The organism is Actinomadura formosensis NBRC 14204 (genome assembly GCF_001552155.1).
Taxonomy (GTDB): Bacteria; Actinomycetota; Actinomycetes; order Streptosporangiales; family Streptosporangiaceae; genus Spirillospora; species Spirillospora formosensis.
The window spans coordinates 64,555-84,455 of the sequence record NZ_BCQQ01000007.1; the positions used below are offsets into that span (position 1 = coordinate 64,555).

The window sequence follows — 19,901 nt, forward strand, 5'->3', positions numbered from 1 at the left end:
CGCGAATGAGCCGAAGCCGACCACCGACTCCGCTGCCGGACGACCTGCCGGAGGCGGCCCGCGTCCTGCTCACCGAACTGCGCGGAATGAAAGAGGAGTCCGGATACGACCTCCGGGCCCTCGCGCGCAAGACGCACGCGAGCCGTTCCTCCTGGGGACGCTGGCTCAGCGGCGAAACCTGGATTCCCGTGGACGCCGTCCGCTCCTTCGCCACCCTGTGCGGCGCCGACCGGCACCGCCTGGAGATCCTCTGGGAAATAGCCGACCGGTCGAGACGGCCCTCGCCCGCCCCCGCACGCGACGCGGCGGACTCACCCGGTACCGCGTCCGCGCAAGACGCCGAACCCGCCCCCGGCGCCGAGGCCGCGGCGGACACCACGTCTCCGAACGGCACGGACCCCTTACAGGACACCGACTCTCCGGACAGGCCCTCGGCTGGCGTGGGGCGGCGGCGATTGTTGTTCGCCGTTTCCGTTGTGGGGTGCACGGCCGCCGCCGGGAGTCTGGGTGTGGCGCTCGGGGCGGCCCTGCACAGTACGCCGGTGTCCGGGGACGACGGGGGGCGGCCGGCCGCGTCGGCTCGGCCGCGGGTCAAGGTGATCACCCGGCAGGAGGCCATGGCGCGGACGCTGGCGTGGCATCCGCACGGCCCGGAGCGCGTGGCCTACGACCAGACGGCCAACTATCAGGGCTATCGCACCGACGGGTCGGGTTACGCGTCCATGGTGCTGGGCCTGCCGAAGCCCGGTCCCAACTCCGCCCTGCTGGAGGCGTCCTACTGCCGGCACATCCAGCAGTCCGCGTTGCGGCCGGGTGATCTCGTCATCAAGGCGAGCGGCAGCGCCGATGTCCGCGAAGTGCTGATCTTCGAGAGGTGGACGAGCCCGTCCCGCACCGCTTACTGGGCCTACCAGCAGCGGCGCGGTTACGGCACCGATCATCTGATCCGCCGTGACGGGCTGGGGCCGGACAGCGGGCACCACGGCTGCCGCCCGTACAACCTCCGCGACGACCAAGTCGGCTGAAAGGCGGCTATGGGCGGGGAGCGGGGATCAGCCGGAAGGCGATGAAGGCCGGGAGGACCTCCAGGTGGGCGTGGTCCTCCGGGTAGCGCTCGGCCATTTCGGGGACGGGACGGGGCTCCAGCAGTTCCTCGATGAGGAAACCGGCCTCGCGGAATTCGGCGCAGATCGAGGTCAGCGGACGGCGCCAGGCACGGATCGGCCAATCCCGTTCGGGGCTCAGCGATTCCTCCACCGCTTCTTCCCTGAAGTACGAGCCGCCCAGCCGGACCCAGCCCATGGTCGGGTGCTCGGTGGAAAGGACGAGGGCGCCGCGCGGAGTCAGGATCCGGCGGAGTTCGGAGAGAAGTGCCACGCGGTCGTCGAAGTAGTGCAGGGCCAGGGCGAGGACGACCAGGTCGCACGAGCCGCCGGGGATCCAGGTCAGGGGCTCGGACAGGTCGTGAACGCGCAGGTCCGCGCGGCCCTCGGTGCGCGCCAGCGCCAGTTCGACGAAGGTCGGGCTCACATCGCAGCCGGTGACGCGTGCGCCGCGGTTCAGCAGTTCCGCGGCGTACAGGCCGGGCCCGCAGGCGGCGTCGAACACCGCCAGGCCGGACACGTCGCCGGCGAGACCGAGCACGGCCGGACGGTCGTAGAAGGCGTTGTAGGGGCTGTCCTCGGCGTGAATCGCATACTCGTGGGCGAAACGCTCATACATGCCCTTGATCGTGCCAGAACGATCAACTCACCCTGTCAGGGGGATGTCCAGTCTCGGTCAGATCAGCCAGAACGGCCGGTAGTGCGGACGTGAAGCAGTCGTGCAGGTCCCAGAGGGTTCAGCGGCAGCGTCTATACCACACAGTGACTCGAAGCGACAGCCCTTGCCGATATTTTGACCCCATGAGGCCATCGGCGATGACAGCCGCCTGGCAGTCTGAGTATGGCTGTAAGCTAGTTCGCAAATTGCAATATGGCTTACAGCCCATGGCAGTATTCTGAACGAGACGATAGGAGGAGTGGCCGGTGCCTGCGGCGAGCAGTCCTACGGTGCGGCAGCGACGCCTGCGCGTGGAACTCCGCAAAGCCCGCGACGAGGCCGCCCTCACCCAGGAACAGGTCGCCGAGAATCTCGACTGGTCGCTGTCGAAGGTCATCAGAATCGAGTCCGGATCGGTCGGCGTCTCCACCACCGACCTCAAGGCCCTGCTCTCCCTCTACGCGGTATCCGACGCACGGACCGCCGAGCTCGTGGAACTCGCCCGGCAGGCGCGCCAGCGCACCTGGTGGAGCGGATACCGCAAGATCATTTCGCAGCAGTACTACGATCTCATCGGTTACGAGTCAGGAGCCGGGATCATCCGCCAGTACGAGAACCTGGTGATTCCCGGTCTTCTCCAGACCTCGGAGTACGCGCGCGAATACATCGGTCGGCTCATCGAACCGGACCGAGCGGGGAACGTGGAGATGCTCGTGGAACTCCGCATGCGCCGGCAGGAGATTCTGGAACGCGACGAACCGCCACAGTTGTTCTTCGTCCTGGACGAGTCCGTTGTCCGGAGAATGATCGGCGGCCCGCAGGCGATGCGGCACCAACTGCGCCGCCTGATCGACCTCGCCAATCTGCCGAACATCACCATTGAGATCGTTCCATTTAGCGCCGGCGTCAATCCCGGGCTGAACGGATCCTTCACCATCCTGGAGTTCTCGGCTCCAGAGGACGAGGATGTCCTGTACCTGGAGAACCCTCAGTCCATGAGGGTAACTCGCGACCGTCCGGACGCGGTCGTGTCATACCGCGAGGACTTCGAGGAGCTACGGAGAGTGTCGCTGCATCCGGAAGGATCTGCGGTGCTCCTCAACCGGCTGGCGGAGCGCCTTCTTTCCGACTGAATCAAGCGTTTAGCGGCGTCCGAAAAGGGCCGCGAATCCCTGGGTGGGCGTCTTGCCGACGCTCTGCCGTATATGGCCCCGTCACCGCTTGCGGTTTACACTGTCGTCTGACCGAACGAGCATGATCTCATGCCCAGCGCTGCCGCCCGGTGAGACGGTGCGTCTCCGGTGATGCCGCCGGAGAGTCTCCGACGACCGAGCGCATTCCCGACCGGAAGGCGCCATTCCCAGCGTGATCATCGCGACCGGAAATGGCCCGCGCACAGGCGAAAGGAGACATGAGTTGCCGCGCATAACACCTGCGGACGTGCGATGGCGGAGAAGCACTCACTCCAACACGCAAGGAGCTAATTGCGTCGAAATCGGACAGTATGGCGAGATGGTCTACATTCGTGATTCAAGGAATCGACCTGGCCCGGTCATAGCGATCACTCAGGACGATTGGACCCACCTGCTCAACGCTCTTCACAGCCTAGGTTAATTTGTTTCTCACCCGGCCGGGTGTCAAGTCTCTTCATCGGTCAGCAGAGCGTTCTCCCCGTCGTTTCGCTTGCCCCCTTCACGATCAGGATCGTAGATGTACCCGTGGTATGAGATCCCTTTGATCGTCGTCCGTATCGACCGGAAATGCGCCGGCACCAGCGCACAGAATCCACTGCACACCACCTCGCGGTAAACCTGGGCGGAGACGATCAGGGCGACGTTACGCCTGGGACGGACGGTCAGGTAACGGCGGAGCGGACGGGCGTCGAGGAGACGACTCACGACCACCGGCGCGTCCCCGGCCGGCCCGAGCGATACCGGTCGCCCCATGATCACCGCGCCGTGGTGGAAGGCGAGCCGTGCGCGTAACCGCGGATCACGGGCGTCCCTACGGTTCATCTCGGCGAGCACACGTTCGAGGGCGGGTGCGAACACACCGATGACGGTGACGATGTCGGCGTCCACCGGCAGCACCGCCAACTCCCCGTCGCCGCTGACCTGCTGAAGCCATGTGCCCCTGTCAAGCCCGGCCTCCTTGGCGGCGGTCTCCAGGGCCTCCAGCAGATCCAGCTGGGCCTGCAACTGCATGCGCGGCGACCGGGCGCTGTACCCCTGGATGTCGACCGCGAGCAGTAGTCGGAAGAGCAGGCGGACGGACGGTTCCGACTCGTCCGGCGGTGCTGGAATGATCGACATGGCGCCCTCGCCCCGATTGGGCCCTGCGTCTCTTGGGCACGGCCCAGCTGGCTTGGTTTCAGGGTCGCATCTACGAGCGCCTTTCGATAGCCACCTGGATGTCGGCGGGAAGCAAACTGACATATGTCACATAGCTATAGGGCGCAGAGCTAGTGAGCAACCTGCCTGCAATGCCGTTCGCTTCCTCACAAAGTTGCTGGTGAGCAGCTTGACACGGATGGCCATCCAGCGATCTGCCACCTGGCAGAACGACACTTGCTGTTAGCTACCTGTCTGGATACTTTTCTATTATCGCGCCCACAGTGGCGGGCTTCGAGGGACCACCGGGCGCCGGGCATGGGGGAAGGCGCGGAGGGGTCGCGGACCCCGACCGACCCGCGAGACCTCCGCGCCTTCGTCTGTGCGGCGGTTAGGGCGGCGGGCTGGTGACCGCCATAACCGCCGCCCCCACCCTGGGCAGGAGCCGCCGTCCGAGCCGGGGGGCTGATCGGCGGCCTCAGCGGGGGTTACCCAGTGTGGGAGTTTCCTGTGGGTCGTCCTCCAAGTCGTCCTGGGCCCGGCTCCGGGCCGGGCCCAGCGCTTCGATCCGAGGCTGCGCTGCCCTTCCGGATCGACAGGAAATACGGCGCGCACGCGGGACTGGTTCAACCGGGAACCGGACGCCGGCGAATTGGGTCAAAGCAGACGAAGAGCAGTAAGGAAGGACGCAGTGACCGGCGAGAACCCCGCGGGAAGCACGATCAATCTGAGCAAGGAGCCGCCCCCCGCACGACCGGGGCCGGCCTGGATCGTCGTTCCGGCGCGGATCGTCGCACTGGTCATCGTGCTGCCGCTGCGGCTTGTCCACGACCTCTTCGTGCAGGCCGGACGGGGTGCCCGCGCGGTCTGGCGGCGGCTGACGCGGGCGCCGGGACGGCTGGCGCGGCTCATCGGCCGGATGCTGCGCGGTCTCTGGCTCGCGCTGTACGGCCGGCTGCTCGCCCCGCTCGGACGGCTGGTCATGGCCATCGGACGCGGTATCGGCGCGCTGCTGGACCTCCTCGTCGTCCGGCCGCTGAGATGGCTCGCCATCGCGATGATCCTCGGTTTCCTGCGCCGGCTCGGACGCGGGTCGGGGCGGCTCGGCCGGTGGCTCCACCGCGTGCTGATCGCCCCGGTCGGCCGGTTCCTCGCGCTGCTCGGACGCGGACTCGGGCGGGTGCTGGAGTTCGTGCTGCTGCGCCCGCTGCGGTGGCTCGGCCAGGGGCCGGCCTGGCTGCTGGCCGTCACCGGGCGCGGGTTCATGCTGCTCTTCCAGGGGATCGCACTGCTGATCGGCGTGCTGGTGGTCATGCCCGCCGTGCTGCTGTGGCGGTACGTCCTGCGGCCGCCGCTGCTCGGCCTCGCCCGGCTCGGACGCGGGGTCCTCTTCGTCCTCGGCACGGTCGGGAGCGTCCTCGCGTCCGGCCTGTACGCCTTCGCATCCGCGATCGTCTGGTCGTGGCGGCTGCTCGGGCGGTGCCTCCGATGGCTGGGGCGCGTGCTGGTCGTCCTGCCCGCCCGTGCCGTGCGGCGCCATCTCCTGGCCCCGGTCGCCGCCGGGGCCGCGGGGACGTGGCGGCTCGCGACCCGGATGCTGCGCCGGCTCGGGCGGACGTTCATCGTCGCCCCGGCGCGCGCGGTACGGACGAGCGTGCTGCGCCCGATCGGGGACGGCATCCGCAAGATGTGGCGGGTGTCGGTGCGGGAGCCGGTCCGTTCCGCTCGCCAGGCGATGCGGGAGGCGGGCCGCGACGTCCGTCTCACGCTCCGCCGCGCGTTTCGCGGGCACTGATCACCGTTCCGCCGGATGGGGCTGAGATAATCGACGCGATGTATCGACTCCTGTTCTCACTGGTCATCGCCCGCGTCCCGGCGGAGAGCGTCCACCACCTGACCTTGCGGGCGCTTCGCGCGATCCAGTCCGTGCCCGGACTGGCGCCGCTGCTGCGCCGGCTGCTCGCACCCCGCGACCCGGCCCTCGCCGTGCACGCGCTCGGACTGGACTTCCCGAGCCCGCTCGGGCTCGCCGCCGGGTTCGACAAGGACGCGGTCGCCTACCGGGCGCTCGGCGCGTTCGGGTTCGGGCACGTCGAGATCGGAACGGTGACGGGACGCCCGCAGCCCGGCAACCCGCGCCCGCGACTGTTCCGGCTCGTCCCCGACCGGGCGGTCATCAACCGGATGGGCTTCAACAACGAGGGCTCCGAGGCCGCCGCCCGGCGGCTGCGCGGCCGGCCCGCCGGGACGATCGTCGGCGTCAACATCGGCAAGACGAAGGTCGTGCCCGAGGCGTCGGCCGCCGCCGACTACGTGGCGAGCGCCGAGCGGCTCGCCCCGCACGCCGACTACCTCGTCGTCAACGTCAGCTCCCCCAACACGCCCGGCCTGCGCAACCTCCAGGCCGTCGAGCATCTCCGCCCGCTGCTGACGGCGGTACGCGAGGCCGCCGACCGGGTGTCGTCCCGCCATGTTCCGCTCCTGGTCAAGATCGCGCCGGACCTGGCCGACGACGACATCGACGCGGTCGCCGACCTCGCCCTCGACCTCGGCCTGGACGGCATCATCGCGACCAACACCACCATCGGCCGGGACGCCCTGCACAGCCCGCCCGCGCTGGTCAAGGAGACCGGCGGGCTGTCCGGCGCGCCGCTGAAGGAGCGGTCGCTGGACGTCCTGCGGCGGCTGCGCGCCCGCACCGGCGGACGGCTCGTGCTGATCTCGGTCGGCGGCGTCGAGACGGCCGACGACGTGTGGGAACGCATCCGCGCGGGCGCCACGCTCGTCCAGGGCTACACCGGGATGATCTACGGCGGTCCGCTCTGGGCGCACCGCGTCAACCGCGACCTGTCCCGCCGCCTGCGCGCGAGCGCCTTCCGCACCCTGGACGACGCCCGCCGCTGACCGCCCCGCGCGGCCGGGCTTTGCGCGCTGGTTCCCGGCGGGCGGGCATCGGCGGGACGCTGCGGGGCACGGGGCAGGTATGGCCGGCGAGTCGATCCCCCGCGCGACCCTGCTCGTCCGGGTCACACTGGCACTGCTCCTCGCGCTCCCCGCGGTCGTGACGCGGGCGGCCGGGCTGTCCCCGCCGCCGGTCGCGGCCATGGTCATCTTCGGCGCCGGGGTGCTGGCGGCGGCGATTGTGCTGATGTGGGCGGCGGAGACGGCCCGCGCCGACATGTCGGGCGCGCTCGCGCTGGCGCTGCTCGCCCTCATCGCGGTGCTGCCCGAGTACGGGGTCGACCTCTACTACGCCTACGCCGCCGGGACGAGACCCCAGTACACCGCCTACGCGGCCGCCAACATGACGGGCGCGAACCGGCTGCTCGTCGGCGTCGGGTGGGCGCTGGTGGTGCTGGCGTTCACGCTCGGCGTCCGCCGCCTTTCCCGGCGAAGGGGACGCCACGCCACGCGCGGCCCCGGCCGCCGGGACGTCCGGCTGACCCCGCCGCACCGCGTCGAACTCGGCTTCCTCGCGCTCGCGTCCGTCCTCGGCTTCATCCCCGCGCTGACCGGCGAGATCGGGTGGTACCTCGCGATCGTCCTCATCGCCGTGTACGTCCTCTACCTGGCGCGGATCTCGCGCGGCGGCGGCGAGGACATCGAGCAGCTCGCCGGCGTCCCCGCCCGGCTGGTCAGGCTGCCGAAACGGGAACGGCGCATGCTGACCTGGGCGGGGTTCGGGTTCGGCGCGGCCCTCGTGTTCGTGTCGGCCAAGCCGTTCGCGAACGCGCTGGTGGACGCGGGCGCGTCGCTCGGCATCGACGAGTTCCTGCTGGTGCAGTGGCTGGCGCCGCTCGCGTCCGAGGCGCCGGAACTGCTCGTCGCCGTCATGTTCGCATGGCGGCTCCGCGACGCCGACGCGCTCGGCACGCTGCTGTCGAGCAAGGTCAACCAGTGGACGCTGCTGATCGGCACCCTGCCGCTCGCCTACCGGATCGGCGGCGGCGCCTGGTCGCTGCCGCTCGACTCCCGGCAGATCGAGGAGGTGCTGCTGACCGCCGCGCAGACCGTCCTCGGCCTCGGCCTGCTCATCGACCTGGTCTTCAGACGGTGGGAGGCGGCGGCGCTGTTCGTGCTGTTCGCGGTGCAGTTCGTCCTGCCGGGCGAGAGCGCCCGGCTGGTCCTGTCGGGCGTCTACCTGGCGATCGGGTTCTCCGTGCTGATCGCGCGGTATCGCGAGCTGGGCACGGCGATGGCGACGGTCGTCCGGTCTAGGTGAAGAAACCATCGGCGATCAGTTCGGGCAGGACGGCGTCGGCGTGTGCCCGGACCTCGCCCGCGTCCATGCCGGTGAGCTGGGCGATGGCGTCGAGCAGCGGGTCGAGCGGCAGTGTCCCGTCGCAGACCCCGGCGAGAGCGGCCTCGACCGTCCCGACCCCCGCCGCACGGCGCAGGCGCCCGGTCTGCCGCAGCACGATCCGCTCCGGATCTTCGGCGCCGGGCGGACCGAGCTGTTCCTGGACGAGTCCGGGCGCCGCCGCGAGCACCTGTCCACAGGTTGTGGAAAACTCCGCGCCCCTGCGGAGGCCGTCCAGAACCTCGCCGGCATAGCGGCCGACGGGCTGCTCGACGGCGTGCCGCAGTTCCTCGATCCGGACGGCCGGACGCTCGCTCCGCCGCAACGTGATCCACCCGAACCCGATGCCGGTGACGCCGTGCCGCTCGAAATGGTCGAGCCACGCCTCATACCGCGCCCGGTATTCGGGCGTCCCGGCCTCGCAGGAATCCCGCAGCCACAACTCGGCGTATTCCGCCGGATCCTGGACGTCCCGCTGGACGATCCACGCGTCGCACCCGTCCACCCAGGCGCCGACGCGCTCCTCCCACGGAATCCCCTCGACATGCAGCCAGTTGGCCAGGAGCTGGCAGTATCCGCCTTCCGCCAGGTGTTCCGGCGCCTCCGCGACGAGCCGCCGGCAGAACTCGTCACCCGCCATCCCGGACTCCCGGTAGGTGAAGCGAGGCCCCACGGACGGCGCGACGACGAACGGCGGGTTCGACACGATCAGATCGAACCGCCGCCCCCGGACGGGCTCCAGCAACGATCCTTCCAGGAGCTCGGCGCCGGCCACCCCGGAGAGCGCGAAGCTCATCGCGGCCAGTTCCAGCGCCCGCGGGTTGACGTCCGTCGCCGTGATGCCCGCCGCCGGGTTCCGGCCCGCCAGATGCACGGCCTGCACCCCGCTTCCCGTCCCGAGATCGAGCACGTTGTCCACAGGCTTGTGGACAACCAGCCGGGCCAGGTTCCCGGACGCCCCGCCCGCGCCGACCACGTGATCGGCCGCGAGCACGTGCCCCGCACCCGGCCGCACCTTCAGATCGGACACGGCATATCCGGCATGTCCGTCCCCGTCGACCGCCTCCAGCGGCTCGACGCGCAGCAGCGCCCGCAACTCGCCACCGGACATCTCGGCGAGCCCCGCCGCCACCAGGTCGTCCGCGGCGATCGCGGCGGCCGGCACCGGCACCTGCAGCCAGAACAGCCGCGTCAGCGCCTCGACCGGTGATCCGCCCCGCGTCGCCCGCAGCGCGGGCACGATCTCGTCCCGGGCCAGTGCCCCGCCGGCGACGGGCCCGAGCAACTCCCGCACCCCGCCGACCGTGTACCCGGCCCCGACCAACGACTCCCGCACCCGGAAAAGATCAGTCACCCGCCCATCCTGCCTCCTGCACGCCCTGCCGGGCGCGCAGCACGGCGGTGGTCAGGGCAGGCCGGGGGCGGTCAGGACAGGTAGGTCTCGAAGCCCTCCGCCAGGGATTCGGCTATGCGCTGGCGGAAGGAGGCGCTGGAGAGTCTCGCCGCGTCCCCCTGGTTCTGCATGTTGCCGCACTCGATGAAGACCTTGGGGACGGTCGACAGGTTGAGGCCGCCGAGATCGTCGCGGCGGTCGATGGCGTTCTTGCCGAGGTAGTTGGAGTACGGGATGCCGGTGCCCTCGTGGTAGGCGTCCCGCAACGCCGTGCCCAGCCTGGTGGAGCCGGACACCATCGCGGCGTTACTGCCGATGGACAGCGGCTCGATGATGTGGAAACCGTGGCCGGACGGGGACGCGCCGTCGGCGTGGATCGACACGGCCGCGTCGGCCTTGAGCCTGTTGCCGATCGCGGCGCGTTCGGTGATGCAGGGGCCGACGCCCTTGTCGTCCTTGCGGGTCAGCGTGACCTTGGCGCCCTGAGCGCGCAGGAGCCTGGCGAGCCGGTTCGAGACGTCCCAACTGAAGGCGTGCTCGCTGTAACCGGCCTTGGTCTCGGTGCCGGTCGTGTCGCACGCCTTGCTGCCGTTGCCGATCCTGACCTGCTTGTTGATCTCGGACGGGTGCTCGGCGTTGCCGCCGTTGTGCCCGGGATCGATGACGACGACCTTGCCGTCCAGCGCGGACGCGCCGTCCTTCGCGGACGCGGGCTTCCGCTTGGCCTTCGGCGACCCGGTGGCCGGCGGCGGGACCGCGGTCTCCCCCTGGGCGGCGGGCGGACCGGAGGAGCCGGTACACGCGGTGAGCGCGCCGAGGCACAGCGCGAGACCGGCGACCGCGGGGCCGCCTCGATGGATTCGCACAGGCCAATTCCCTCGTGATGACTTCGTTATCGACCCTGACAGTCTGCACGGTGACCGTGGTTCGTCAAACGAAGTCCGGGAAATCAGGGACGCGGGTCCTCATCGCCGAGCAGCGCCGCGAGGGCCTGCGCCTCGTCCGCGTCCAGGCCGAGCACCACGCGGGGCCGGCCCCGCGGGTGGTCGATCGAATGGGCCACATAGCTGGCGACGGACCCCGCCATCGCGGATCCCGGCATCTGCTCGCCCAGGCCCCGCGCGTGCCGCCACTCCGACCAGGCACGTTCCAGTTCACTCGCCGCGCGCTGCGCGCACGACGCCAGTTCCGGATCAGGCACGAACCGACCTCCCTGTGGATGTTCCGGTGTCCGTCCGCGGGGCCTCGTCCGGGCGGTCTCCCCCGAGACCGCCCGGGTCCACCCGTCGGACGATGAGTCCCATTAACCCCCCGGCGGCGTGCGGGAAGCCGGCCAATGCGGCAGGTTTGGCCGACCCCTTACCGTCGCCGTACCCGGCCATGACCGGCCACGGGCACGGCCTCGCCGGCCGGGACGTGGAATGAACATGCGGGAGCGTTGTGAAAGGCGGGGGGACGTACCTCGGCTTACCTGGGGGCTTACTGAGGGGCTTGCCGAGGGGCTTACCGAGGGAGGATCACAGGGCGGGAGCGGGCCCCGTGGTCGAGCGCACCACCAGGTGCGGGACGACCAGGTTCTGCCGGGCGGGCCGGGACGGATCGCCGATGCGCGCGGTGAGTAACTCGGCGGCCACCCGTCCCATGTCGCGGCGCGGCTGGTCCACGCTGGTCAGCGAGACGTGGCGGATCGCGGCGAGATGGGTGTTGTCGTAGCCGACGATCGACAGGTCGGCGGGGACCCCCATGCCGAGTTCGTCGGCGGCCGAGAGGGCGCCGGTCGCGACCAGATCGTTGGGAGCGAAGATCGCGGTCGGCCGGGCGTCGCGGCGCAGCAGCGAACAGGCGGCACGGTAGCCGCCGTCCTCGGTGAAGTCGCCGGACTCGACGACGATCTCGTCGGCGAGTCCGTGCCGGCGCATCGCCTTCTCGTAGCCGGCGCGGCGGTAGCGCGCCGTGGTCGAGCGCGCGCCCTCGATGTGGGCGATCCGGCGGTGACCGAGTTCGACGAGATGGTCGACGGCCAGGCTCGCGCCGAGTTCGTCGTCGTCCACCACGATGTCCACGCCGACCACGTCGCGTTCACCGACGACCACCACCGGGACGCTGGCCGCCGCCTCCTTGAGCGACTCGGGGACGACGCTGAGCAGCACCAGCCCGTCCACCCGCATCTCCAGGAACGCCTCGACGGCCTCCGCCTCGAACAGCGGGTCCCAGCGGCCACTGCCGACCAGCATCCGCAGGCCCTCGCCGTGCAGGCTCTCCTGCAGCCCGTCGAGGAACTCGGCGAAGAAGGGGTTGTGCAGGTCGGCGACGATGGCGCCGATCAGCCGGGTGCGTCCCTCGACCAGGCTCCGCGCGACGGCGTTCGGCCGGTAGCCGAGTTCGCGGGCGGCCTGGAGGACGGCCTGTCTCCGGCGTTCGCTCACATGCGGTGACCCCCGCATCACCAGCGAGACGAGCGATTTGGAGACGCCGGCACGCTCGGCGACATTGCGGATTGTCGGTTTCGGTGCGGGCGCGGCCCTCCCCTCGTCGTGTGCGGCGGGAGAGGATCCGCTGCGCGGCCGGGGAACCGCGCACTCTCCCTGCCTGTTGTGCGGGGGGCTTGCTTCATCAGCTGACATGGCACTCCGTCCAGGGGGACCTGCAGGACCTGCCGCGACGGCGCACCGTCGGGGGAGCCGGCGCGCCGTCCTCCCGCTCGGGAGGAGATGCCATGATGCCGCGCCTGCTCCCCGGAGCGTGGCAACAGCGAGTAACGGTCATCCGTGAATGGTGGTTCGGGTCTGTGGTGTTCTGGATCACAGTCGGGTCCGGGGACGACCACGACCCGGTGAAAAGCCCACCTCATCCTTGGTCACCGAGGGTTGCCATGGGCCGGGCTCGGATACGCTGCCCGGGTGGCAGATCGTGCGGTAGCCGGTGACAAGGCGCGAAGCCGGCAGCGCGGCGGGCGAGGCCGGCGCAGGCTCAGTGTGGACGAACGGCGAGACGAACTGATCGAGGCGGCGCTGCAGCTTTTCAGCACCCGGTCGCCCGAGGACATCTCGATCGACGACGTCGCGGAGGCGGCGGACGCCTCGCGGGCGCTGGTCTACCACTACTTCGGCGGCAAGCACGAGCTGTACATCGCGGCGCTGCGCAGCGCGGCGAAGAAGCTGTCGGTGCTGCTGGAACCGCCCACGGAGGGTAAGCCGCTGGAACGGCTGCGCATCTCACTGAAGCGGTACTTCGACTTCGTGGAGAGCCACGCCGCCGGTTACACGGCGTTGCTGCGCGGCGGTCCGGCGGACCGCTCGGGCGAGGCCGGCGAGATCGTCGACGGAACCCGGCAGCTGCTCCTGGACCGCATCCTGCACTCGCTGGACGTGGCGGCCCCGCCGCCGATCCTGCGCATCACGCTGCGCTGCTGGATGGCGATCGTGGAGACCGCCGGCCTGGACTGGCTGGAGAACCGCGACATCCCCCGCCCGGACCTGGAGCGCCTGCTCGTCGACCAGCTTGCGGTCACCATGCAGACGGCGGGACGCCACGACCCCGACACCGGCGCCCTGTTCGACCGCCTCTCCCAAGAGGAGATGAGCGGGTAGCCTTCCGGGCCCCGGAGCTGGTTGTCCAATTGTGGACGATTGATCCGTATGTGTCCGAAATTTTGGGTAGGCCGGATCCCGCCCGCGAGTTCACGGGCGGGATACCGGTCTCGCTACTCCGACCGCTGCTGCGGGATTCCCGCGAGCAGCGCCCGCACCTCCGCCTCGCGGTAACGACGGTGCCCCCCCAGTGTCCGGATGGACGTGAGCTTCCCCGCCTTAGCCCACCGCGTGACGGTCTTGGGGTCGACGCGGAACATCGTCGCCACCTCCGCCGGCGTGAGCAGGGGCTCGGCCTCTGGCGTACGTGCTGACATGTTTGCGGCCTCTCCTCCTGGACCGATGACAGCGATCCTGCGATTGATACTCGCGTGGTCACTGATGTCCCCTATGGCCCGAAAGAGCCACTATGACATCACAACGTGTAACCTTGCCACCACTCAACGCAACAAGCAAGCTCCTGGCGGTAGTTACGTGCAAACATCCCCCCGGGAACCGGGTGCCGCGCCTGCCGGATGGCCATCGAGTCACGCTGTGTGATTCTAGCGACACGTATAGTCGTATCGCGCGCGGATTCGGGAAATTTGTTTTAGTTCGCCGCCTCAAGCGCCCGGATCGGCCTCCAGCGGGCCAGGAGCCGCTTGTACATCGCCACGGTCAGCTCGACCTCGCCGCGCTCCATCCCGGTGAGGGCCACGGTCATCTCGGCGACCGACTCGTCCGCGCGCAGCGCCCGGTCGTCCAGCAGATGGACCAGCCCGCCGTAGTCGAGCTCGACCAGCGCGCTCGGGTGGAACCCGTCCAGCCACCGGCCCAGCGTCTCCAGCTGCCCGGCCGGCAGGAGACGGCCCTCCTCCGTCCCGTCGCCGAGGTCGTTCTCGCGCACCACCGGCAGCGCGCCCGCCACCCGGCGGCGCGCCTCGCCCATCGAGGTGACGTAGCTGAGGGTGCGCGCGGGCGTGGCCGTCGCCGGGCCGTGACCCGCGAGTTCCTCGGGCGCGTCGGCGGACCTGCGGTATCCGGTCCCCGGCGCGCCGAGCATCAGGCACCGCTCACCGCGCGCGAACGGGACGAACCAGTCCGGCGGAACGTGCCAGGTGCTCGTCAGGATGTGCGGCCGCAGCGACCGGCCGGCCTGCTTCCAGTGCTCGAAGTCGCGCACCGCCCGCTCGGCCGCCGGCGGCGGGACGAACGCGGCCGCGATGCCGGCGGCCTGCTCGCTCCTGAACCGCTCGAAGGCCAGCCATGAGCGCAGCCGCGTCCCCCACGGGCACACGTAGATCATGTCGTCCACACGCCGCACGTAGGCGTCCCTGCTCTCCTGCTCCGGGACGACCTCCGGCGGCGAGCCGATGAGCCTGAGCGCGGCCTCGCGGTGTTCCACTCCGAGCGCGTGGATCCGCCGTGGGCGCCGCCTGGAATCGGCGTAGGCCGTCCACAGGGTCCGCGCGGGCTCCGGGAAGGCGGTCACCGGTTCATAAATCCGTAGGTACGCGGCGTACGGAAGCACAACCCGCATCGTGACATGAGATCCGGCCGGGCGTGATGCCATCCGGCGCCCTAGTCTGATCTTAGAGACAGAGAGGAGGGCACTACCGTGCCTAATGTCTTCGGGCCGCCCCACAAGGGCAGCGAATCCCGACACGAGCAGGTCGTCTTCTGCCAGGACGAGGCCAGCGGTCTGCGCGCCATCATCGCCATCTACTCCACCGCGCTGGGCCCGTCCCTGGGGGGTACCCGCTTCTTCCCGTACGCCTCCGAGGAGGAGGCCCTCACCGACGTACTGAACCTGTCCCGGGGGATGGCTTACAAGAACGCCTTGGCCGGGCTCGACCTCGGTGGGGGCAAGGCAGTCATCATCGGTGACCCCGCCACCGACAAGTCCGAGGCGCTGCTCAGGGCGTACGGACGGTTCGTCCAGTCGCTCAACGGCCGCTACTACACCGCGTGCGACGTCGGCACGTTCAGCGAGGACATGGACATCGTGGCGCGGGAGTGCCGCTTCGTCACCGGACGGACGGTCGCGCACGGCGGCGCCGGCGACTCCTCCATCCTCACGGCGTTCGGTGTGTTCCAGGGCATGCGCGCCGCCGCCGAGACCGTGTGGGGGGCGCCCACGCTGCGCGGCAAGAGGGTCGGGGTTGAGGGTGTCGGCAAGGTCGGTCACCGGCTGGTGGAGCACCTCCGTGAGGACGGCGCGGACGTCGTGATCTGCGACGTGAACGAGGCCGCAGTCGACCAGGTCCGGTCACTGCACCCGGAGGTGGAGGTCGTCGCCGATGCCGGCGCGATGATCCGCGCGGACCTCGACGTGTACGCGCCGTGCGCGCTGGGCGGCTCCCTCGACGACGACACCGTGCCTCTGCTTCAGGCCAAGGTGGTCTGCGGGGCCGCGAACAACCAGCTCGCCCACACGGGTGTGGAGAAGAACCTCGCCGACCGCGACATCCTGTACGCCCCCGACTATGTGGTGAACTCCGGCGGTGTGATCCAGGTCGCGGACGAGATCGAGGGGTTCAACTTCGACCGTGCCAAGGCCCGTGCCACCGGGATCTACGACACCACCCGGAAGATCTTCGCGCTGGCCGCCGACGAGGGCGTCCCGCCGGCGGTGGCCGCCGACCGCCTCGCGGAGCGCCGGATGTCGCAGATCGGGAGGTTGCGCGGCATTTTCCTCTGACGTCCCGGCGTCCGCGCACCCGGTCCGGAGGGGGCATCCCAGCCCCGCTTAGACCGTTGCAAGACCGTTGTGAGGGTGGCCGTGGGGCACTGTAAGACCGTCCCACGGCAGCCTTGTCACGTACTCGTGACCGCCGGATACACTGTTGTTATCAGCAACAGGAGCGCCGCCACGCACCGTCAATGTACCGAGCCAGGCGCAAAACGGGTACGGTTGTACCCGTGACTGACGCATGGCTCATCAGGCACCGGTTCGTGTGGTACACGCGCGCGTTGATGGGCCCACGAAAGCCCTGACCATCGAGGGGGTCGAGCCAATGGGTCGCGGCCGAGCCAAGGCCAAGCAGGTAAAGGTTGCCCGGCAGCTCAAGTACAACACCGGCAACACGGACCTCGACCGCCTGAAGAGCGAACTGGGAGTCAACGACTCCGGCGACAGCTCCTATGACGAGCTCGCCGAGAAGTACGCCGACTACGCCGACGACTACGGCACCGAGGACCGCAAGGACGGCACCTCCGGTTGACCGGCCGACAGGACGCCACTGCCCGCCCCGGGCAGTGGCGTTTGTCGTGACTTCTGCCTTGTCGTGACTTCTGCATGTTCGCCGCGGTCTTCCCTCATGGGGGTGTGTGGGTCATGGTCTCCGTCGGCCGCCGAGAGCGCCTCTGGGGCGACTTCGGCGGCTAGTGCTTCCCGTGTGACGTCTGAGGGCTGAGAGGCGCTCAGCGCGCCTCTCAGCCGGTCACACGCTCGTTTCCAGGTCGCGCCGGCCCTCTCGGGCCACCGGTCGGCAGACCCCGGCCTTCGGCAGACCCCGGGCCTCAGACCAGGGTCGCCTTTCCGATGCCCTCGGTGATCTCGCCGAGCACCCAGGCGGGCACGCCGCGGGAGGTCAGCAGGCGGAGCGCCTCGTCGGCGCCGTCCGGGCTCACGATCGCGGCCATTCCGACACCGAGGTTGAACGTCTTGTCCATCTCGGGCTGGGGCACGTTCCCGTGGGCTTGCAGGACGCGGAACAGGGCCGGAACCTCCCACGAGGAGCGGTTCAGCACGGCGTCCACGGTCGATGGCAGGGAGCGTGCCAGGTTCGCCGCGAGCCCGCCGCCCGTGATGTGCGCGAAGGCGCGCACTCCGCCCGCCTGGGTCAGCGCCAGGCAGTCCTTGGCGTAGATGCGCGTCGGGGTGAGGAGTTCCTCACCCAGCGGACGGTCGAGTTCGGCGGGCTCGGCTTCGAGAGTGAGGCCGGTCGTGGCCAGGATGTGCCGGACGAGCGAGTACCCGTTCGAGTGGATGCCGGACGAGGCCATGGCGAGGACGACGTCCCCTGCGCGCACACGATCCGGGCCCAGGATCTCGTCGGCCTCGACGACGCCCGTCCCGGCGCCCGCCAGGTCGAACTCGTCCGCGTCCAGCAGGCCGGGGTGCTCGGCGGTCTCGCCGCCGACGAGGGCGCATCCGGCCAGGGCGCAGGCGTCCGCGATCCCGCCGACGATGTCGGCGATCCGCTCTGGGACGACCTTGCCGCAGGCGATGTAGTCGGTCATGAACAGCGGCTCGGCACCGCACACGGCCAGATCGTCGATGACCATGCCGACCAGGTCGTGCCCGACCGTGTCATAGATGCCGAGACGTCGTGCCAGGTCGACCTTGGTACCGACACCGTCCGTGGACGTCGCGAGCAGGGGACGCTTGTACTTCAGCAAGGCCGAGGCGTCGAAGAGCCCCGCGAACCCACTGACGTCGTCGACGACCTCGGGGCGACGCGAACGCGCCACCCGGGACTTCATCAGCTCGACGGCCCGTTCGCCCGCCGCGATGTCGACGCCGGCGGCCTCATAGGACGTCACCGGCCGACCTCCAGCAGGTGCTTGCCGCGGGCGTCCTGCTCCACCGGGATGGGGTAGACGCCGTCGAAGCACGCCCGGCACAGGTTGTCCTTGGCGATCTGGGAGGCGGAGATGAGCTGGTCCAGGGAGATGTAGCCGAGCGAGTCGGCGCCGATGGAGTCGCGGATCTCCTCCACCGACAGGTCCCCGGCGATCAGCTCGGCGCGGGTCGCGAAGTCGATGCCGTAGAAGCAGGGCCAGGACACGGGCGGGCTGGAGATCCGGACGTGCACCTCGGCGGCGCCCGCGTCCCGCAGCATCGCCACGATCGCACGCTGGGTGTTGCCTCGCACGATCGAGTCGTCCACGACGACCAGCCGCTTGCCTTCGATCGCCTCGCGCAGCGGATTCAGCTTGAGGCGGATGCCGAGCTTCCGGATCGTCTGGGACGGCTGGATGAACGTCCGCCCCACATAGGAGTTCTTCACCAGTCCCTGGCCGTAGGGAATGCCGGACGCCTCCGCGTAGCCGATCGCGGCGGGGGTGCCCGACTCCGGCGTCGGGATGACCATGTCGGCCTCGACGGGGTGCTCGCGGGCCAGCCGGCGTCCTACCTCGACGCGGGTGGCCTGGACGCTGCGTCCGGCGATCGTCGTGTCGGGCCGGGCCAGGTACACGTACTCGAACAGGCAGCCCTTGGGGCGCGCCTTGGCGAACCGCTCGGACCGCACGCCGGCGCCGTCGATCGCGACCAGCTCGCCCGGCTCGATCTCCCGGACGAGGCGGGCGCCGACGATGTCGAGCGCGGCCGTCTCGGACGCCACCACCCAGCCGCCGGCCTCCAGGGCGCCGAGGACGAGCGGCCGGACGCCCTCGGGGTCGCGGGCGGCGTAGAGCGTTCCCTCGTCCATGAAGACCAGGGAGTACGCGCCGCGCGTGTCCGGGAGGATCTCCCTGGCCGCCGCCGTGGGGCCGCCCTCGCCGTGGAGGGCGAGCAGCGCCGTCAGGACCTCGGTGTCGGTCGTCGCGGTCAGCACCCCCGGCTCCAGCCGCCCGGCCAGCTCCGGGGTGTTGATCAGGTTGCCGTTGTGGACGAGCGCGAGCCCGCCCTCGTCCGTCGAGCGGAACGTGGGCTGCGCGTTCTCCCACGTGGGCGACCCGGTCGTGGAGTAGCGGCAGTGGCCCACGGCGATGTGGCCGCGCAGGGTGTTCAGCACCGACTCGTCGAAGACCTGGGCGACGAGGCCCATGTCCTTGAACACGACGATGCGCGAGCCGTCGCTGACGGCGATTCCCGCCGATTCTTGCCCGCGGTGCTGGAGCGCGTACAGGCCGTAGTAGGTGAGCTTGCTCACCTCGGCCCGCGACGCCTGGTCCGCGGGGACCCAGACGCCGAACACACCGCAGGCGTCCTGCGGAGCGCGGTCGGAGGGATCGATGTCGTGGCTCAGACGTCCGTCACGGAGAGGCACGGCAATCAGTCTAGATGCCCGATTCGCCTGCTCCGATCGGTGGCCTGCCCCAACGGCGCCTCACCCCTCTCCAACAGGGCGGATACTCCCGTACAACGAGGTCTCAATCGAGGGGCAGGGGGAGATGGCCCGACAGGTCTGCGCGTGCGCCGCTGGCACGTACGCGTCCGTCCGCGATCGCGTCCGCCCAGGCCAGGCGGCCCGTGGCCAGAGCAACCCAGACGGTAGCGTCCATCTCCACCACATTCGGCGGGGTACCGCGGGTATGGTGCGGGCCGTCGATGCACTGGACGGCGGCGTGCGGAGGGACTCGGACCTCCACCGAACGGCCCGGGGCCAACTCGGCGAGCCGGTCGAGCAGGAACCGCACCGCCCCCTTCACCACCGGACGGGACGGTTCGGCGCCTCCTGCCTCGACACAGGCGAGGACGGTGTCCAGCGCGGCCCGGCGCAGTTCGGCGGGCTCGTCGGCACCGATGTAGGGCGCCAGCCCGAGCGCGGCGCGCTGCTCGTTCAGGACGAGGGGAGAAAGCGGAGTTCGGGGCATCG

20 protein-coding genes are annotated in these 19,901 nt (G+C 70.1%); 9 read left to right on the forward strand and 11 right to left on the reverse strand.

The window, feature by feature from the left end; translation table 11 throughout:
• Nucleotides 1–5: 5 nt before the first annotated feature.
• Nucleotides 6–1,025, forward strand: coding sequence for a helix-turn-helix domain-containing protein (locus AF1_RS03070; protein WP_067793445.1), 1,020 nt, complete (start codon nt 6–8; stop codon nt 1,023–1,025).
• Between the two features lie 7 nt (nt 1,026–1,032).
• On the opposite strand, the gene AF1_RS03075 is transcribed toward AF1_RS03070, so the two are convergent.
• Complete coding sequence (locus AF1_RS03075) at nt 1,033–1,722, reverse strand: class I SAM-dependent methyltransferase (protein WP_067793446.1); 690 nt, start codon at nt 1,720–1,722, stop codon at nt 1,033–1,035.
• Between the two features lie 329 nt (nt 1,723–2,051).
• On the opposite strand from AF1_RS03075, the gene AF1_RS03080 reads away from it, so the two are divergent.
• Both AF1_RS03080 and AF1_RS32980 read left to right on the forward strand, forming a co-directional pair.
• Entirely contained in the window at nt 2,052–2,894 is an 843-nt protein-coding gene (locus AF1_RS03080; RefSeq protein ID WP_067793447.1) for a helix-turn-helix domain-containing protein, read from the forward strand.
• A 307-nt stretch (nt 2,895–3,201) separates the two neighbouring features.
• A complete protein-coding gene (locus tag AF1_RS32980) occupies nt 3,202–3,375 on the forward strand; it encodes a DUF397 domain-containing protein (RefSeq protein WP_242608669.1) in 174 nt (57 codons plus the stop codon).
• Between the two features lie 23 nt (nt 3,376–3,398).
• Here AF1_RS32980 and AF1_RS03085 read toward each other — a convergent pair whose 3' ends face one another.
• Nucleotides 3,399–3,965, reverse strand: a complete 567-nt coding sequence (locus AF1_RS03085) for a hypothetical protein (protein WP_174548811.1) — start codon at nt 3,963–3,965, stop codon at nt 3,399–3,401.
• 817 nt (nt 3,966–4,782) lie between these two features.
• Between AF1_RS03085 and AF1_RS03090 the strand changes: the two genes are divergently transcribed.
• From AF1_RS03090 to AF1_RS03100, 3 genes are all read left to right on the forward strand, one after another.
• Complete coding sequence (locus tag AF1_RS03090) at nt 4,783–5,886, forward strand: hypothetical protein (RefSeq protein WP_067793448.1); 1,104 nt, start codon at nt 4,783–4,785, stop codon at nt 5,884–5,886.
• A gap of 38 nt (nt 5,887–5,924) precedes the next feature.
• Nucleotides 5,925–6,995 carry a quinone-dependent dihydroorotate dehydrogenase gene (locus AF1_RS03095; RefSeq protein WP_067793449.1) on the forward strand — a complete coding sequence of 357 codons (1,071 nt, stop codon included), beginning with the start codon at nt 5,925–5,927 and terminating at the stop codon, nt 6,993–6,995.
• 79 nt (nt 6,996–7,074) lie between these two features.
• Nucleotides 7,075–8,313, forward strand: coding sequence for a sodium:proton exchanger (locus AF1_RS03100; protein WP_067793450.1), 1,239 nt, complete (start codon nt 7,075–7,077; stop codon nt 8,311–8,313).
• Here AF1_RS03100 and AF1_RS03105 read toward each other — a convergent pair.
• The 4 genes from AF1_RS03105 to AF1_RS03120 form a co-directional block, all read right to left on the reverse strand.
• Nucleotides 8,306–9,745, reverse strand: a complete 1,440-nt coding sequence (locus tag AF1_RS03105; protein WP_067793451.1) for a DUF7059 domain-containing protein — start codon at nt 9,743–9,745, stop codon at nt 8,306–8,308. The genes AF1_RS03100 and AF1_RS03105 overlap by 8 nt on opposite strands.
• 71 nt (nt 9,746–9,816) lie before the next feature.
• Nucleotides 9,817–10,650 (reverse strand): N-acetylmuramoyl-L-alanine amidase, encoded by an 834-nt coding sequence (locus tag AF1_RS03110; protein ID WP_306303148.1) that lies wholly within the window; start codon nt 10,648–10,650, stop codon nt 9,817–9,819.
• 83 nt (nt 10,651–10,733) lie between these two features.
• Nucleotides 10,734–10,985, reverse strand: a complete 252-nt coding sequence (locus AF1_RS03115) for a hypothetical protein (protein ID WP_067793452.1) — start codon at nt 10,983–10,985, stop codon at nt 10,734–10,736.
• A 316-nt stretch (nt 10,986–11,301) separates the two neighbouring features.
• Nucleotides 11,302–12,408, reverse strand: a complete 1,107-nt coding sequence (locus AF1_RS03120) for a LacI family DNA-binding transcriptional regulator (RefSeq protein WP_407642194.1) — start codon at nt 12,406–12,408, stop codon at nt 11,302–11,304.
• Between the two features lie 276 nt (nt 12,409–12,684).
• Here AF1_RS03120 and AF1_RS03125 point away from each other — a divergent pair, with 276 nt between their 5' ends.
• Nucleotides 12,685–13,374, forward strand: coding sequence for a TetR/AcrR family transcriptional regulator (locus AF1_RS03125; protein ID WP_067793453.1), 690 nt, complete (start codon nt 12,685–12,687; stop codon nt 13,372–13,374).
• 113 nt (nt 13,375–13,487) lie between these two features.
• On the opposite strand, the gene bldC is transcribed toward AF1_RS03125, so the two are convergent.
• Together bldC and AF1_RS03135 are read right to left on the reverse strand one after the other, a co-directional pair.
• Nucleotides 13,488–13,691 carry a developmental transcriptional regulator BldC gene (gene bldC, locus AF1_RS03130; protein ID WP_012850682.1) on the reverse strand — a complete coding sequence of 68 codons (204 nt, stop codon included), beginning with the start codon at nt 13,689–13,691 and terminating at the stop codon, nt 13,488–13,490.
• Between the two features lie 272 nt (nt 13,692–13,963).
• Nucleotides 13,964–14,845, reverse strand: a complete 882-nt coding sequence (locus AF1_RS03135) for a hypothetical protein (protein ID WP_306303149.1) — start codon at nt 14,843–14,845, stop codon at nt 13,964–13,966.
• 126 nt (nt 14,846–14,971) lie between these two features.
• Between AF1_RS03135 and AF1_RS03140 the strand changes: the two genes are divergently transcribed.
• Complete coding sequence (locus AF1_RS03140; protein ID WP_067793455.1) at nt 14,972–16,054, forward strand: Leu/Phe/Val dehydrogenase; 1,083 nt, start codon at nt 14,972–14,974, stop codon at nt 16,052–16,054.
• A 316-nt stretch (nt 16,055–16,370) separates the two neighbouring features.
• Nucleotides 16,371–16,577 (forward strand): DUF3073 domain-containing protein, encoded by a 207-nt coding sequence (locus AF1_RS03145; protein ID WP_067793456.1) that lies wholly within the window; start codon nt 16,371–16,373, stop codon nt 16,575–16,577.
• Nucleotides 16,578–16,875: 298 nt separating this feature from the next.
• On the opposite strand, the gene purM is transcribed toward AF1_RS03145, so the two are convergent.
• From purM to AF1_RS03160, 3 genes are all read right to left on the reverse strand, one after another.
• Nucleotides 16,876–17,901 carry a phosphoribosylformylglycinamidine cyclo-ligase gene (purM, locus tag AF1_RS03150; protein WP_067793457.1) on the reverse strand — a complete coding sequence of 342 codons (1,026 nt, stop codon included), beginning with the start codon at nt 17,899–17,901 and terminating at the stop codon, nt 16,876–16,878.
• Entirely contained in the window at nt 17,898–19,352 is a 1,455-nt protein-coding gene (gene purF, locus AF1_RS03155) for an amidophosphoribosyltransferase (protein ID WP_067793458.1), read from the reverse strand. The genes purM and purF overlap by 4 nt, the downstream gene beginning before the upstream one ends.
• A gap of 103 nt (nt 19,353–19,455) precedes the next feature.
• Nucleotides 19,456–19,899 carry a sterol carrier family protein gene (locus AF1_RS03160; RefSeq protein ID WP_067793459.1) on the reverse strand — a complete coding sequence of 148 codons (444 nt, stop codon included), beginning with the start codon at nt 19,897–19,899 and terminating at the stop codon, nt 19,456–19,458.
• Nucleotides 19,900–19,901 lie beyond the last annotated feature (2 nt).